The 14,289-nt window shown below is 48.0% G+C and carries 12 protein-coding genes and 1 pseudogene; 8 read left to right on the top strand and 5 right to left on the bottom strand.

Going from position 1 to position 14,289, the window contains the following annotated elements; all coding sequences use genetic code 11:
* Positions 1-14: 14 nt before the first annotated feature.
* A complete protein-coding gene (metG, locus tag ACFSB2_RS10645; protein ID WP_377943074.1) occupies positions 15-1,715 on the top strand; it encodes a methionine--tRNA ligase in 1,701 nt (566 codons plus the stop codon).
* Between the two features lie 466 nt (positions 1,716-2,181).
* On the opposite strand, the gene ACFSB2_RS10640 is transcribed toward metG, so the two are convergent.
* Positions 2,182-2,799, bottom strand: coding sequence for a zinc dependent phospholipase C family protein (locus ACFSB2_RS10640; protein WP_377943022.1), 618 nt, complete (start codon positions 2,797-2,799; stop codon positions 2,182-2,184).
* Between the two features lie 580 nt (positions 2,800-3,379).
* Between ACFSB2_RS10640 and ACFSB2_RS10635 the strand changes: the two genes are divergently transcribed.
* The 4 genes from ACFSB2_RS10635 (at position 3,380) to ACFSB2_RS10620 (ending at position 7,591) form a co-directional block, all read left to right on the top strand.
* Entirely contained in the window at positions 3,380-3,802 is a 423-nt protein-coding gene (locus ACFSB2_RS10635) for a hypothetical protein (protein ID WP_377943021.1), read from the top strand.
* A gap of 226 nt (positions 3,803-4,028) precedes the next feature.
* The gene (locus ACFSB2_RS10630) at positions 4,029-5,426 is read left to right on the top strand and encodes an MATE family efflux transporter (RefSeq protein WP_377943020.1); all 1,398 of its coding nucleotides are present in this window, start codon (positions 4,029-4,031) and stop codon (positions 5,424-5,426) included.
* 248 nt (positions 5,427-5,674) lie between these two features.
* Positions 5,675-6,616, top strand: a complete 942-nt coding sequence (locus tag ACFSB2_RS10625; RefSeq protein WP_377943019.1) for a GNAT family N-acetyltransferase — start codon at positions 5,675-5,677, stop codon at positions 6,614-6,616.
* Positions 6,617-6,739: 123 nt separating this feature from the next.
* A complete protein-coding gene (locus ACFSB2_RS10620) occupies positions 6,740-7,591 on the top strand; it encodes a sugar phosphate isomerase/epimerase family protein (protein WP_377943018.1) in 852 nt (283 codons plus the stop codon).
* A 230-nt stretch (positions 7,592-7,821) separates the two neighbouring features.
* Here ACFSB2_RS10620 and ACFSB2_RS10615 read toward each other — a convergent pair whose 3' ends face one another.
* Positions 7,822-8,820 (bottom strand): aldose 1-epimerase, encoded by a 999-nt coding sequence (locus ACFSB2_RS10615; RefSeq protein WP_377943017.1) that lies wholly within the window; start codon positions 8,818-8,820, stop codon positions 7,822-7,824.
* 224 nt (positions 8,821-9,044) lie between these two features.
* Between ACFSB2_RS10615 and ACFSB2_RS10610 the strand changes: the two genes are divergently transcribed.
* Entirely contained in the window at positions 9,045-9,464 is a 420-nt protein-coding gene (locus ACFSB2_RS10610; RefSeq protein ID WP_377943016.1) for a DUF1579 family protein, read from the top strand.
* Positions 9,465-9,536: 72 nt separating this feature from the next.
* On the opposite strand, the gene ACFSB2_RS10605 is transcribed toward ACFSB2_RS10610, so the two are convergent.
* Together ACFSB2_RS10605 and ACFSB2_RS10600 are read right to left on the bottom strand one after the other, a co-directional pair.
* On the bottom strand, positions 9,537-10,736 hold the full coding sequence (locus tag ACFSB2_RS10605) for an MFS transporter (protein ID WP_377943015.1): 1,200 nt from the start codon (positions 10,734-10,736) through the stop codon (positions 9,537-9,539).
* A 103-nt stretch (positions 10,737-10,839) separates the two neighbouring features.
* Positions 10,840-11,307 (bottom strand): MarR family winged helix-turn-helix transcriptional regulator, encoded by a 468-nt coding sequence (locus tag ACFSB2_RS10600; RefSeq protein ID WP_377943014.1) that lies wholly within the window; start codon positions 11,305-11,307, stop codon positions 10,840-10,842.
* A 315-nt stretch (positions 11,308-11,622) separates the two neighbouring features.
* On the opposite strand from ACFSB2_RS10600, the gene ACFSB2_RS10595 reads away from it, so the two are divergent.
* Both ACFSB2_RS10595 and ACFSB2_RS10590 read left to right on the top strand, forming a co-directional pair.
* Positions 11,623-12,615 carry a GGDEF domain-containing protein gene (locus ACFSB2_RS10595; RefSeq protein WP_377943013.1) on the top strand — a complete coding sequence of 331 codons (993 nt, stop codon included), beginning with the start codon at positions 11,623-11,625 and terminating at the stop codon, positions 12,613-12,615.
* Between the two features lie 41 nt (positions 12,616-12,656).
* Positions 12,657-13,562 (top strand): EAL domain-containing protein, encoded by a 906-nt coding sequence (locus ACFSB2_RS10590; protein WP_377943012.1) that lies wholly within the window; start codon positions 12,657-12,659, stop codon positions 13,560-13,562.
* A gap of 163 nt (positions 13,563-13,725) precedes the next feature.
* Here ACFSB2_RS10590 and ACFSB2_RS10585 read toward each other — a convergent pair.
* A pseudogene (locus ACFSB2_RS10585) lies at positions 13,726-14,157 on the bottom strand (alpha/beta hydrolase family protein); the annotation flags it as partial.
* Positions 14,158-14,289: the final 132 nt, after the last annotated feature.

The following is a 14,289-nucleotide window of genomic DNA, read 5'->3' as shown; positions in this document are numbered from 1 at the left end:
CTTATCAATCGAGAATTCCAGGGGATGATGATGTGACCAGGTATCTAATCACCAGTGCTTTGCCTTATATCAACGGCGTGAAACACCTTGGGACGCTGGCGGGATCATTGCTGCCGGCTGATGTGTTTGCACGTTTCTTGCGTCAGGAGAAGGAAGACGTACTCTTCATCTGCGCCACAGATGAACACGGTACGCCTGCAGAACTGTCGGCGTTAGAGGCGGGGCTTGACGTACAAGCGTATTGCGACAAAATGCACGCGATACAAGCGGACATCTACAGACGGTTTGGCCTTTCGTTCGATCACTTCGGTCGCAGTTCTTCTTTGGCGAATCGGGAATTAACTCAACATTTCTATCGTAAACTACAAGAACAAGGATATATCGAATCACGAGCCATTGAACAGGTCTACTCTCGCGCGGATGGGCGTTTTTTGCCGGATCGCTATGTGGTTGGCACTTGCCCGAAGTGCGGCTATGAAGCTGCGCGTGGGGACCAGTGTGAAAATTGTACTGCGCTTCTAGAGCCGACGGACTTGCTGAATCCATCTTCCACCCTTTCGGGCAGCTCCGATTTGGAGGTCCGTTCTACAAACCACCTGTTTTTTAAACTTGATGCGCTTTCTGTGTCTGTGCGCAACTGGGTAAAATCGCGCCAGAATTGGCCGCGCCTCACATCTTCCATTGCTTACAAATGGCTTGACGAAGGGCTGCAAGAGCGGTGTATCACGCGTGATCTCAAATGGGGTGTGCCAGTTCCGGCAAAAGCGTTCGAAGAGAAAGTGTTCTACGTCTGGTTTGATGCACCCGTAGAATACATTGGCGCGACCAAAGAGTGGGCGCTTCAAAATCCAGCGGCGCGTGATTGGCAATCCTGGTGGTGTGATGCAACGGATGTCGTTTACTCACAATTTATGGCGAAAGACAACGTGCCTTTTCACACCGTATTTTGGCCAGCAATGGTCTTAGGCTCACGCGAGGCCTGGACTATGGCGACACAAATCAAGAGCTTCAACTGGTTGACCTATTATGGTGGCAAATTTTCCACTAGCCAAAAACGCGGCGTGTTTCTCGATGCAGCGCTCGATATTCGTCCGCCGGATGAGTGGCGGTATTTTTTGCTCGCCCAGTCGCCGGAATCAGATGATGTGAGTTTTACGTGGGCGCAATTCGCAAATGTCATTAACAAAGACTTGGTCGGCAATTTTGGTAATTTTGTCAATCGTACGTTGAAGTTGACCCAATCGCAGTTCGGCAATCAGGTTCCTGCTGGAGGGCGGACAACGGATGTCGAAGCACGGCTGCAAGCGGATTGTCTCAGCATACTGACCGAATACAGCAACCATCTGCGGCAAACCAATTTCCGCAAAGCAATTCAAGCATTGCGATCACTTTGGTCACTCGGAAATGTCTACTTGGATGCGCGTGCGCCATGGACGCTTGTCAAAACAGATAAGGAGACAGCCGCGATGGTCTTGCGCGCTGCCATCAATCTAATTCGCATTTTTGCCGCGGCGGCTTATCCTGTTATTCCGTTCACCAGTGAAAAAATCTTTGATGCCCTTCATCTGACCGACGCGGAACGACAGGCTGCATGCCATGAAGTTTGCGATCTCGCCGCCATCGGCGCTGACAGACATTTTGTCGTCCCAGACCATTTGTTCAAACGTGTGGAGGATGCGGATGTTGCAAAGTATAAAGAATGTTTTGGGGAGTGATGAGTGACTACCCCAACAAATGATAGATTGTCTATCGAATCATATACGTAAGCGCTTCATCACGTTCTGTCGTCCAAATTGTGGGCGGCAGCTGGGAATCACTGATGAAGTGAAGCCTGGCAAAGATTCATGGTTCGTCACATCTGCAGTAGTCGCCATCAAGATATCAGATGATTGAAAGGATGGAACTGAAATGCAAATGGAAACGACAATTTGGTTGGAAACTGACGTTCTGGACAGAGTTCGCCACATGAATCGCTTTAATCGTTGGGTGTATGCGCCGCGCAACAAAAAAAGAGCAAAGTATTACGCTTTGCGACATCGGGGAAAATGAACAGGTAGACTTTCAAAATAACGACGAGGGGCTGGTGCATGGGTGCCAGTCCCTCGTCGTGTGAACAGCATTGTCATTTTATATAGGAGAAATAGCACTGAAACACGAGGCATCTTCTGCACAGTCTACCATTTAGGACGTCATAGACTTGACCATCCGGCAGATGTCCAAGGACTTGCTCTTGGCCCGTTCCACATAATGAATCATATCTTCAAGGGTGAACAATGAGAGTGGCTTCCGGCGGTTCTCGATGGGGTATGTGAAATCATTTAACGCCTCATGTTTGTAGGCCAATACGGCTGCACCGTCGATTTCGTCCATGTCAGGCACTGTATGTGCGGACGACAGTGCATCGTAAACGCCGTGTGGCCGATAAATTTCGTCCAGCTTGGCGTTACACAGCCATAAATCAGCGTGATAAATTTTATACAGTTCGGGCTGAGCCTTTAAGCGAGCTTCAAAGCCGGAAAAATCTGTTTTCATTGTCCAAATGTCATCTGTGATCAGATGTGTGAGATATCCAAGAAAGAACGCGTCTGTGAAACGATCCCTGTATTTCACGACGAAACGACCAAAGTCGATTGGGGCATTGAGTGCATAGCGATGAAGATCACCCTTGAAATGCGCGCCCAACTTTTCCGCGCGCGCATCCGGTGCAATGGCGCCTAATAAAGCGTCACCTCGGTCGCTGATGTCCAATTCGCGCACGACATAGTCGGCGATGAGTAAGTGCATAAACCGTGAACCCATATCCGGCACGCTCCTGGCAACATGGATGGCAGTGTGACATTTTTTTGCAGCCAATTGGGCTGCTATCCACGCTATTCTTGGCTTTGCAGGCATACGTTGGGGTACACCTGTGTAGACTGGGGCAGTTAGACAAGGCGGGGTGTATTTCCGTTGACACAGTGGATGAATGCAAGATACATGAAAATGATGGTTGTTGTAGCGCTTGGCGTCGCATTTGTTCCCGTGATTTATGGGTACTTTCGACGTGTGTGAGCAGATACACTTGGCTCAATAAAGAACCGCCCCAATGGTGTGTATTGAGGCGGTTCTTTATTTGTACTTCTTCAGCATGATGACCATGAAAAAAAGAACAACAACCACAAAAATAACAATTAACCCGACCATGTATGGACTCCCACTCATGATTCATCACCCACAACCCACTATACAGGAGGAGGACAGATGAAGCGAATTGGTGAATTGTGGGCAGGTGTCTGCGTGCCAAAGCGGAAATCAGAAATCGCTTAAAATAGCAAAATAGGAAACATATTTTTAATGTAAAACATAGTACAATAGCATACAAAAAGGAGGTGCCTTATCATTGTTTAGCAATTTAAAGAATCGCATTGGCGGTTGGATCAGCGCTGCTGTCATCTCGACCATTGCGATGGCTGGACTCGTGCCAACTGCGGTCGCCAGTGCGTCTACGCAGTCTAGGGCAGTGCAAGCGCAGGGTGTCAAACAAACGGGCTTGAAGATTGTAGCCTCGAATCTTGACGTCCATCATAACCAATCCGCTTACATAACCATCAAAACAGCGCCTGGCGCCCATTGTTCGATTGAAGTTGACTACAAATCAGGACCTAGTCACGCAAAAGGATTAAACGCTAAAACTGCAGGAAGTTCTGGCGTAGTGACCTGGGTTTGGAAAGTGGGGCCTTCTACGACACTCGGAACTTGGTCTGTGTATGTCACCGCAGGCAACCGCTCACTTCACACGTATCTACATGTGCAAAGGGCTTGATGGCTTAACTGGAATCATATCACGCATGCCGTCATCGGTATGAGGGGTAGACAAATACAGGAATCGTGGCATAATGATATTTTCGTAACTGTATGAATGAGGGTTAATGCACGGACAGAGCAGTACCTTGAAGAAAATAATTTGGTCAAACGTTCCGGTTCCAGTGGAATTGGTGCGTTTTTTAATTGCGGTCCGTCATGCAGTGGTATCATCGGGAGGCATAAGTATGGAGCGCACTCAGCTCATAGAAGGTTCGATTTATAAAACCGTCTTTTTCTTTTCGTTGCCCTTGTTGTTCGGGAATATTTTGCAATCGCTCAATGGGACCATCAACTCCATTTGGGTCGGTCACGATTTAGGTTCAAACGCTTTCGCGGCGACGGCGAATGTCAACAATATCAATTTCCTGATTTTTAGTCTCACGTTTGGTATCGCGATGGCCTCATCTATCTTTGTTGGCCAGCATTACGGCGCGAAGCGTTACGACGAAGCCAAGCAAGTGATTGGCACTGGATTTACATTCTTTGTCTTGTTCTCGATTGTGGTGTCTGTTCTCAGTGAAGTGTTTGCGCCCAATCTGCTTGGTTTGTTGCGCACCCCGGCGTCGGTGATACCTTACGCACTCGCATATCTGCGGATTTTTATTTTAACAGTTCCGTTTTCGAACTTGTACAATTTTGTCACGATGGCTTTGCGAGGTTCCGGGGATTCCAAAACGCCGTTTTACTTTCTGCTCATTTCTGTCGTGATCGATACGGGGATGAATCCGGTGTTGATTTTTGGGCTTGGTCCTTTCCCGAAGATGGGCATTGCGGGTTCGGCCACAGCCACGCTGTCTGCGCAAGTCATTTGTCTATTGTGTCTGGTGGTTTTCTTGTATTGGCGGAAACACCCGCTGTCGCTTCGTGGTAAGGAGTTAGCTTATTTGTGGCCGCGCGCGACCCTGATGAAGTTGATGCTGCAACGCGGCATGTCGATGGGGCTGCAGATTTTGGTGGTTTCCACCAGTTCTATGGCGTTGATCACGCTGGTGAACACGTTTGGCTCAACGGCTGTCGCCGCGTTTAACGCTTCTATGAACATTACGAACTACATCAGCATGCCAGCGATGGCCATCGGCGCTTCTGTTTCGAATATCTGCTCGCAAAATGTCGGCGCCAACCAATGGGATCGCGTGAAGCGGACATTTGAAGCCGGGCTTTTGTACAATGTGGTCATGACAGGCGCACTCGCAGGATTGGTTTACTTGTTTAACCGAGATGTGCTGCATCTGTTTATTACGGAGCCTTCTGTTGTCGCGTTGGGCATGCACATCAACGATATTACGGCCTGGAGTTTCATTCTGTTTGGCGTGATGAACATCATCGTGAGCACCGTGCGCTCCACTGGCGCTGTTTTGTTCCCGCTCCTCATCTCATTCGTGGCACAATGGCTGGTTCGTATTCCGCTTGCGTATATTTTGGCTGACCATGCTGGCGTCGATTGGATTTGGTGGAGCTTCCCAATGGGCTTCTTTGTCTCGGATATTTTATTGCTTATCTACTATTTCCATGGTGGCTGGAAGCGCATCAATCTGAATCGTCTATACGGTGTAGAGGCGGAGACGGCGGATGAAGCCTACTGATTTTTGGTTGGCTTGCAGTCGCGATAAAAGGATCTAGAGCAGTTGATGGATGTGTGATGAGAGAGGGCGGATCGTTCAAATTAGTTTTGAGGAGCTTATATGCACTCAAAAGCAAATTGGAGAACATGATAGAGCGTCTAAAGATCCGCCCAAAGGCGTAGAGACGAAATGGATGATGACTGATAAGATTTAGTTGGGCCGTCAAACGGCATGCAGATTGGCGTGATTCAGGAAGGAGGGAACTTCGAATGACTTACACAATCGTACCCTTGACGATGGAGAACTACGAATGTTTCGTGAGAGAGAGCGGTTCCAATCTCCCAGCTCTGCGGGAGATTCAATTGCAAGACAAGCGGTGTTCGTCGGAAACCATTTTGCACAGAATAGGACTTGTGACACCTGAAGGCAGATTATTGGGTTTTGCGATGGCAGTGACAGGGTCCTGGGACCCGATACTACGACCCGGATATTTCGAGGTGAATGTAAGCGTTGACATGGATTGGCGGAGGCGTGGGTTAGGAAAAAAGCTCTACGCAGAAGTTGTGAAATTTTGCTCAGAACATCAAGCGGTTGCCCTGCAAACGATGATTGGCGAAACACAACACGAAGGGATTGCGTGGGCAGAGCGACGTGGTTTTACCAAGGAGTTACATACGTTCACTTCTGAATTGGATTTGTCGCGATTCCAACCAAATGTGCTGATGGATTCACTCTCTACAGCCGAAGCAAATGGTTTTCGCTTTACTTCCCTTGCAGAATATCCGCAGGATGATGAATCATTTAGGAGATTTGCAGATTTTTATTGGGATCTGGTGTTGGATGTACCGGGAATGGAAGAAAAGCCTCGTCCGTCGTTTGAAGAGATGAAACGAGTTTTCTTAGACGCCGCCATCTGGGACCCAGAAGGTGTGATATTGTGCCTTGACGGCCATCAGTGGGCGGCAATGTCGTTCGTCATCAAACGCTCTGCTGATGTGTATTATCACAATTTGACTGGGGTACACAGGGATTACCGGGGCAGAGGGCTTGCGCTGGCCATCAAGTTAAAGGCTGCAGCATATGCGAAACAGCGGGGGGCGAAGTCCATCCTGACACATAACGATTCCACCAACGCACGTATGCTCACAGTGAATCAGAAAATGGGATATGAGCGAAAACCGGGTTTGTACCAGTTGGTTAACAAAATGTAGCGCAGATGCGGTGACGGTGTGAATCAGCAATAGCGTGAGACCAACGTGCTTGAAGCAGAATTCGACGTTTGCGATCACGCTCATGTTTTGGAGGAACTCAATCAGGAAAGGTGGCAGCACGCCATGAAACTGGGGATGTATTCCATTGAAATTCAGCGTCCGACGACAAAGGGTCTATTTGCGGCGATAAAAGAAGCGGGATTCTCCCATGTGCAGTTCGATTTCTCCTCGGTTTGCGACGAGCAGATGCCGTTGCGCATTGAGCCTGGGCTTTTGGCAGACGTCAGTAGTCAAGCCGAACGGCACGGCGTTGAAATAACCGCTGTCAATGGCACCTTCAACATGATTCACCCGGACAAAGCGGAGCGGGAGAGTGGCTATGCGCGATTCGCCACTGTGGCGGCGGCTAGTCGTGATTTAAACTGTGATTTTGTCACGCTTTGCACGGGAAGCAGGAACACGAAAAGTATGTGGGCTTGGCACGAAGACAATCTGGCGCCTTCTGCCTGGGAAGACCTTCTGAAATCTATGGAGAAAGTGCTGGAGCAGGCGGAGCGCTACGACTTGGTTTTGGGTATCGAATGCGAGCCCAGCAACAGCGTCAATTCTCCCGAGAAGGCGCGGGAACTCATGGATATCTTCCAGACGCCGCGCCTGAAAATCATCATGGATATCGCCAATCTGTTTCAAGTGGGGCAAGCGCGACAAGAAAATGTCAGGCCCATCATGGACCATGCCTTTGAACTGTTGGGAAAAGACATCTACATCGCTCATGGAAAAGATATCAAAGCGGGTGACGGTCTACAGTATACCCATGCTGGGAATGGAATTGTCGACTTCGCTTACTTCTTGGATAAGTTGGATCAGGTGGGGTACCCAGGCGGCATGATTCTGCACGGTATTAAACATGAGCGCGATTTTCCTGAAAGCGTCGCATTTGTAGTGGATGCCATCGCCAAACACAAAAATAGATGAGGTTTTTGAAGTGGGGGCAAGGAAAACGAACGATGTATATACACGCACTGAATACGCATGTGGGGCACCGTCAACAGAATTTGTTTGCAAATCTCTAAAGTGCTGGCATTCGGGGACTTTGCATCTGGCCAAGGCTAAAACGGCGTATTTAGCAGGCCAACACATGTTTCTCATTTTGTTGACGGGCCCCCTGTGTCGGGGGCGGCGCACGAAAATAGCGTAGAGGCTGTTTATTCACTCGCCTTTTTACAGTAAAGTCGACTTGTCTCTTCCCAAATATCTCCGGGCGCCAACGAAAATAGACCAATTTGTTCTGCTGGTAACGATACATTTGGCGCATTCACCAGATTCACTTGCGGTTCAGGACAGAAAAAACCTTCAGAGGCATTGTTGTTCCATATCATCCATTGTTTGTATGATGTGCCCACATCGTAAACCAATGTCACCTGATTTCTGGTATCGGTCAATTCCATCCGGTTTCGGCCGTTTTGCGGTTCTGCAGTATAGTGATTGTCCATTGGCTCGAAAAACGGGGATATGCCGCTTCCCTGCATCTTTTTTTCTTCGGCGGTAAGCGCTTGAAACTTTCCAGTTGGCAACATGCGCTCTGTCAATTCCCAGCGTTGGCCAATGGTCATTTTGAATTGATAGTCTGCCGCAGCGCTATTGTTTGCGAACGGCGCATTGATGGAAGTGTGAAATGCCAAGAGACAAGGCATGCTGTTTGTTCCATCATTGTGGATGGTCACATGTTGGAAAAGGCCCATTTCGTCCAATGTATATTCGAGGTACATCGTAAAACAGTGCGGGAAAAATGGATACATTGGATGATCTTCTCTCACCTTTTGCATCAGAGTGACGCTGCTTCTCGACGCCTCGGAATGATGGCGGATCACCTGCCAGGGAATGTCGTACAAAAAACCATGAAGATGATTCCCTGTGCGAGGTTCATTGACTGGGAATTCATATGTTTTGTCGTGCCAAGAAAACTTTCCATCCTCATACCGATTCGGTGGAAACAGGACAGGAATGCCGTAAATGATCGGATTTTTTTTGAATTCGGGCATCTCGTCAGGTCTCGGCTCATGCAAAAACTGATATCCGTTGTTGGTATCTCGAAACGCAATGAGGTTGCCGCCAACTTCCGGTAGAACAACTGCCTCATATCCACCTGCCCTAAGCCAGATTGCCCGTTCTCCGTGATAAAGATCCGCTGTTTCACTTTTCAAATGATACCATCTCCAGTTGAGTATAAATGCATTTGCATTGATTAGGTTTCCAAGCTAGATCTTCGGCTGCATAAGTTTGATATCCTGCTATTCTGATAATAATACGGCGCCTCGGTGCCATGCCATCCGCGATGCTTCCCTGGACTGTATATGATACCGCTGGTGTGAGAGATCACGCATGGGGACCTATTCTGAATCATCAAAAATTGTGAGGAGGATGAAGTATGAGACAGAGCAGTCAACCACTGCCGCATCCAGCATTGAAGCAATTGGCTACATTCGTTGGCACTTGGCATGTCAGTGGGCCAGCCATAACGGGAGAAGTGATCTTCAAGTGGCTGGAAGGTGGTTTTTTTCTAGTTCAGCATGTCGATTTGGCATATGAGGGACGAGCAATCAAAGGTGTAGAATACATCGGATACGACGAAGCGAGTAGCGTCTGCACTTCCCATTTTTTTGATAACACCGGACATATTTTCACCTACGTATGGGAAGTGGAAGACGATGAGATCACAATTTGGTTTGGGGCGAAAGATTCCAACAATCGCTTCAAAGGCCGATTTAGTGATGATGGCGACGCTTACAGTGGCGCGTGGGCATGGCCCGGTGGAGGGTACAGTACGACACTTACAAGAGTTAGATAAGCACCCTTGATCCAATGGAATCTGCGCACAAGAAAGCCGGGTGCATGACATGCGAACCCCGGCTTTTTGAAATTATGGTTGAGCAGTGTCTGTGATGGCTTCTGGATAGGCGTCTAGTTTCCGATTGAAGTAAATCATGACGGCGTTGAGCAGCAAAATGGCCATGGTCACATAAAATACGTTTTTGATACCATATGCGGCAGCTACACTACTGCCGATGAGCGGGCCTATTAGGTTGCCTAAGAAGGTAGATGCGGAATTGAAGCCAAATGCAGTGGCCTGCAATTCCCTCGGCGCTTTCTTTTTCACGATGACATTGAGAGAGGGGATCATACCACCGATAAATAAGCCTAACAGGAATCTGCCTACGAGCAGAACACCGATACTGTGCGCCAATGCTTGGGGGACGTACATACAGGCTGCCGCACATAGGGCAAAGATGAGGATTTTGCGCTGGCCGATCCGGTCGCCCAGCCGCCCCAACGTCGGTGCGCCAACGAGGTTTGCGAGGCCGCTCATCGAGACGACAAGACCGGCAATCAATGCCAAATGTGTGCCTGTATAAAGTGTTTTTGCGTAGACGGTCACGATAGGTTCTATACTCATCATGCCGACTTGGATAAACGTTGAAGCCACAAAAACCGGGAAGAGTGATTTTAATTGCATGATTCCACCCTTCTGACGATCTTTGGACCGCGCAATCGGCTCATGTTTTTCGTGTACAAACAGGATGACGATGAGCGTCGCGATCATGAGAAACGCGCCGGTGCAGAAGAAGACAGTGCGAAACCCGATGGCATCCGCCAGCGCGCCGCCAATCAGCGGCCCAATCAGGCTGCCTGCAATTGCCCCAGTTTGCAGTGTGCCAAGGGCTCTGCCTGAATGTTCATTTGGCGTGATCGAAGCCTGCAGTGACATGGACATGGAGACAAATCCAGAGAAAATGCCATTGATAAATCGCAATAATAGCAATTGCCATGCCGTGCCTACGAGGCCCATGAGGGCAGTGACAATCCCCATGCCCAAACAGGCGCGTATCAACATGATTTTACGGCCGCGTCTGTCCGCAAACGCGCCCCAAATCGGCTGACAGATGACAGACATCACGAATTGAGCGGAGAATACCCACCCAGACCAGCGCTCAACGTCCTGTAAATTGTGTATCCCCAGTTGCGCAATATATAGCGGAAGGAATGGGATCACCAAACTCATTCCAGCAGTGACGGAGAAGTTAGCTACCCATAAGATTGCCAGTGTACGTCGCCAATTCAATTAAAACCCCTCTTCCAAAGTTCCTCGAATGAAGGCGGATCGGATGCTAAAAATGATTGAAGCGATCCAATTACGATGATGCCAAAGGGAAAAATAGTATTCCCTACAATTGTTTGTTTGGATTCAAATCTCTTGTTCGTTTTTCTCTGGTCACTGCCGCCGCCATCCGCGTCAAAAAATCAATGAATTGCGTTTGCTCCTCACTCGTGAATTGCCCCAAACTTTGCGTGAGGAGCTCTGCCCAGATGGATAACGCACTATGAACGAATTCCTCTCCCTTCGTGGTTAAACGAACGACCTTTTGGCGGGTGTCCTTTTTGCCTGTGGCACGTTCAATAAGTCCATTTTTCTCCAGTCGATCCGCCATCTGCGACACTGTGCTCAATTTCACACCGCATTTTTCAGCGAGTTGCCCCATGGTACAGTCTTCGGTTTGCTGTACGTAACGTAACAGCAGCCACTGTATCCGAGTGATTTGAATGGTGTCGTTTGCAAGCATTCCTTGACGTAAGTGGCGATTGATGACCTGCCATTGCGTGAGGAATTGATCGATCACTTCGTTTTTCAACATGATTGTGTCTCCTTATATACCCGCCAAAAGGTTAGTCAATCGAAATATATGCTTAGTTAACCAAAGTATATTTATAAAATCAACTGCTGAGGTAAATCTGTAACGTTTTGAGCCTGGCCGTTCAACGTCCCTAGGATGTTCACAAAATCGCCTCAACGCCTATTGCAAGATAACAGAATTGCAGGGGATAATTCCTTTCGGAAGAGAGACGACTATGGTCATTCGACTTCTACAGGACTAGGTACAGTGAGTGGATAAGAGGCCTCTTCGCCTGTTTGACGAAGAGGCCTTGTGATGTGGTTTGGAGGTGTTTCTGTGAATAGAGAAGTTTTTCGTGAGTTCTTCCATCGTTCCCGCGAATGGTCAAAAGCGACAAGCGGTGAAGCATTGTTTCAGATTGTGGCGAGGGATTTGAGGGAGGTGGTTGGTGTCGATTCAGGGTTTTTCGCCTATAGGCAACCGACTTTGACAGAAGGCGCCACTTCCCAACAAATTGACTGTTATTCTTCATGGGGGAGCATTGAGTACAGCAAAGAACAAATGTCAAGACTTCTTGAAGAGGCCATACTGGGTGCAAGCGCATGGACGCCGATGATGGGGCAATGGGTTCTTGCGAAAGACTTATCAGTTGATTTTCGATACGCCGGAAGCAACCTTGAACTACTTGAAATCGGCATATGGCCGTTGACTTCGCAGAAACGTTTACAAGGCGTCATCGTTGTATCAGGATCACGCTCAGGCGCCCACCGTCTTTCAGAGGGACTAGGAACGATGTTCATGGACGCCTGCTCGGCTCAAATTTCAGTGGCTTTGGATTTATTGATCGTTGGTAAGAGTGCAGAAGAAGCAAGCCAGCGGGATTTGTTGACGGGTCTCTATAATCGCCGCGGATTCGAGGCAAATCTACCTCAAATGGTTGAACAAGCTGACGAATCAGGTGTCTATTTGGCACTCGGATTGTGTGATTTAGACAATTTGAAAGACATTAACGATTCGAAGGGACATCCGGTTGGAGACAAAGTATTGCGCAGAGTCGGCAATATCATCAATCGAACTGTTCGCGAAGATGATCTCGTTGCTCGGTTTGGCGGTGACGAATTTGCGGTCTTATTACAGATGGAGAATACGGATGTCGAATCTGCCGTGCAACGAATTCGGCAGGCCGTTTCGGAACGGGCGAATGGATATTCTATTAGTGTTGGCGGTGCTGTGTTCGGAATTGACGGTGATTGGCAGGAATGCTATCAGGTGGCCGACGAACGGCTGTATGAATTTAAAAGGTGCATGAAGCTCGGTCAATTAAAATAAGCGTATACAATATGGAGGTGGGGGGTTACAACAACCCTGACATGACGAATTTTTCAAATGCCATTGATCGACGGCTTATTGAGCAGATTTTGCGAAATAGATGCTTGATTGCTGCGTATCAACCAGTGGTGAATCATGTTAAAGAGCAGGTTGTCGCTTTTGAGGCGTTGTGTCGCCCTTGGTGGCGAGAATCCATTCGGCCAGATGTATTTTTCGAGCGTGCGGTGCGATTTGGCATTTCGTATGAAGCAGATATAGCGGCAATACAGTGTGCATTAGATATGTTTTGGTACAAGCCTGCTCATATCGGTAATTCAGTGTTATCTGTCAATGCTTTACCCATCACACTGATGAATCCACATTTTCTCACCGATCTCGAACAAATGCTCGTTCGTTCTGGTACGGATCCTTATCGACTCGTTTTGGAAATTACAGAGACGGTTCCATACGATTCGACAGCGCTCATAGATACAGTACAAATATTGCAAGGAATGGGAATTCGGATTGCGCTTGATGATGTAGGTCAAGGAAGCTCTTCTCTCACTGCGATTGCGAATCTTGAACCAGATTTCATCAAGATTGATCGTTCTTTAATTGAGGGTATGGCGCATTCTCCGAAGAAGCTGCGAGTTGTGTCTGCGCTTGTGCGCTATATGGGCGATGGTCAAGGAATTGTCGCAGAAGGAATAGAGAACTTAGAAGACTTGCTTGCCGTTACGAATGTCGGCGTGCAACTGAGTCAAGGATATTATTGGGGGAAATCAATGCATGTGAATGAGATAGATAGGCTCCATATGAACATTGAGCTGAAGCGATTCAGTATGTATAAACTAAATCAGATGGACGGTTTTCCCCTCTCTGCTCCCCGAATGATGGAAAAGAGTAAAGAGATCGATGCCCTTGTGAATGAAGTGTTAAAGCGAGATTTCTCTCATGGCATGCAATAGTTATGGCTGGGGTTCTGGCCTTTTTTAAAAATTTCTGAAAGCGCATACGGTGTATGGTGACTATTTCCTGCTTTAGCGCATGTAAGACTCGTCACGCAGGGCGGGTTGCGGGGTAAATTCTATAAAGTGTAATTCGTGCGCCAGTTCCCCCTATTCGCTATAACTATCTCGACGTCAACTGCTGATGAATCCATTTGCAGACGTATTCGAACATGCCTACGCTAATGTAGTGATTCATACGTGGAATCTCCTGAAATTCTAGGAGCGTTCTATTTTCCTCTGCGTAATGCTGTAATAATTCCTCGTAGAATTTTCGTTGTCCGACTATCGGGACAATGGTATCGGAATCACCGTGTTGAAGAAGAATTGGGCGACAAGGTAAACGGTTGATTTTTCTGATAGGGTCAAACATTCGGATGAGATGAAGTTCGTGATCTTGGGCAGGTCTGCGTCCATCCATGCGACGAAATGCAGTTTCGGATTCTTCCCATGCCCCAGATCCATTCACACTGACTAAACATTTGACATGTTGGTAATGAGCAAATATTCCTGTCGAAATGAATCCGCCCATGGAGTTTCCCACCAACACAGTGCTTTCCTCATTTACTCCCCATGTGGTACAGGTGGTGTTAGGTTAAAAGTGTGGACACAACGAATCGAGAATGTGAAAATAAGTAAATTGATTCGAGGTGTCTACGATGACAAAACAATACGATGCAGATTTCAA

The sequence above is a fragment of the Alicyclobacillus fodiniaquatilis genome, from assembly GCF_042678105.1.
Classification (GTDB): Bacteria; Bacillota; Bacilli; order Alicyclobacillales; family Alicyclobacillaceae; genus Alicyclobacillus; species Alicyclobacillus fodiniaquatilis.
Note: the sequence above shows the minus strand (reverse complement) of the source record. Positions and strands in the feature narration are given on the sequence as shown.

Bases quoted from the DNA above. Each gene is read 5' to 3' on its own strand.
- ACFSB2_RS10625 (WP_377943019.1), top strand. From the start codon at position 5,675: ATGACTTACACAATCGTACCCTTGACGATGGAGAACTACGAATGTTTC.
- ACFSB2_RS10620 (WP_377943018.1), top strand. From the start codon at position 6,740: ATGAAACTGGGGATGTATTCCATTGAAATTCAGCGTCCGACGACAAAG.
- ACFSB2_RS10600 (WP_377943014.1), bottom strand. From the start codon at position 11,307: ATGTTGAAAAACGAAGTGATCGATCAATTCCTCACGCAATGGCAGGTC.
- ACFSB2_RS10640 (WP_377943022.1), bottom strand. From the start codon at position 2,799: ATGGGTTCACGGTTTATGCACTTACTCATCGCCGACTATGTCGTGCGC.
- ACFSB2_RS10630 (WP_377943020.1), top strand. From the start codon at position 4,029: ATGGAGCGCACTCAGCTCATAGAAGGTTCGATTTATAAAACCGTCTTT.
- ACFSB2_RS10590 (WP_377943012.1), top strand. From the start codon at position 12,657: ATGACGAATTTTTCAAATGCCATTGATCGACGGCTTATTGAGCAGATT.
- ACFSB2_RS10610 (WP_377943016.1), top strand. From the start codon at position 9,045: ATGAGACAGAGCAGTCAACCACTGCCGCATCCAGCATTGAAGCAATTG.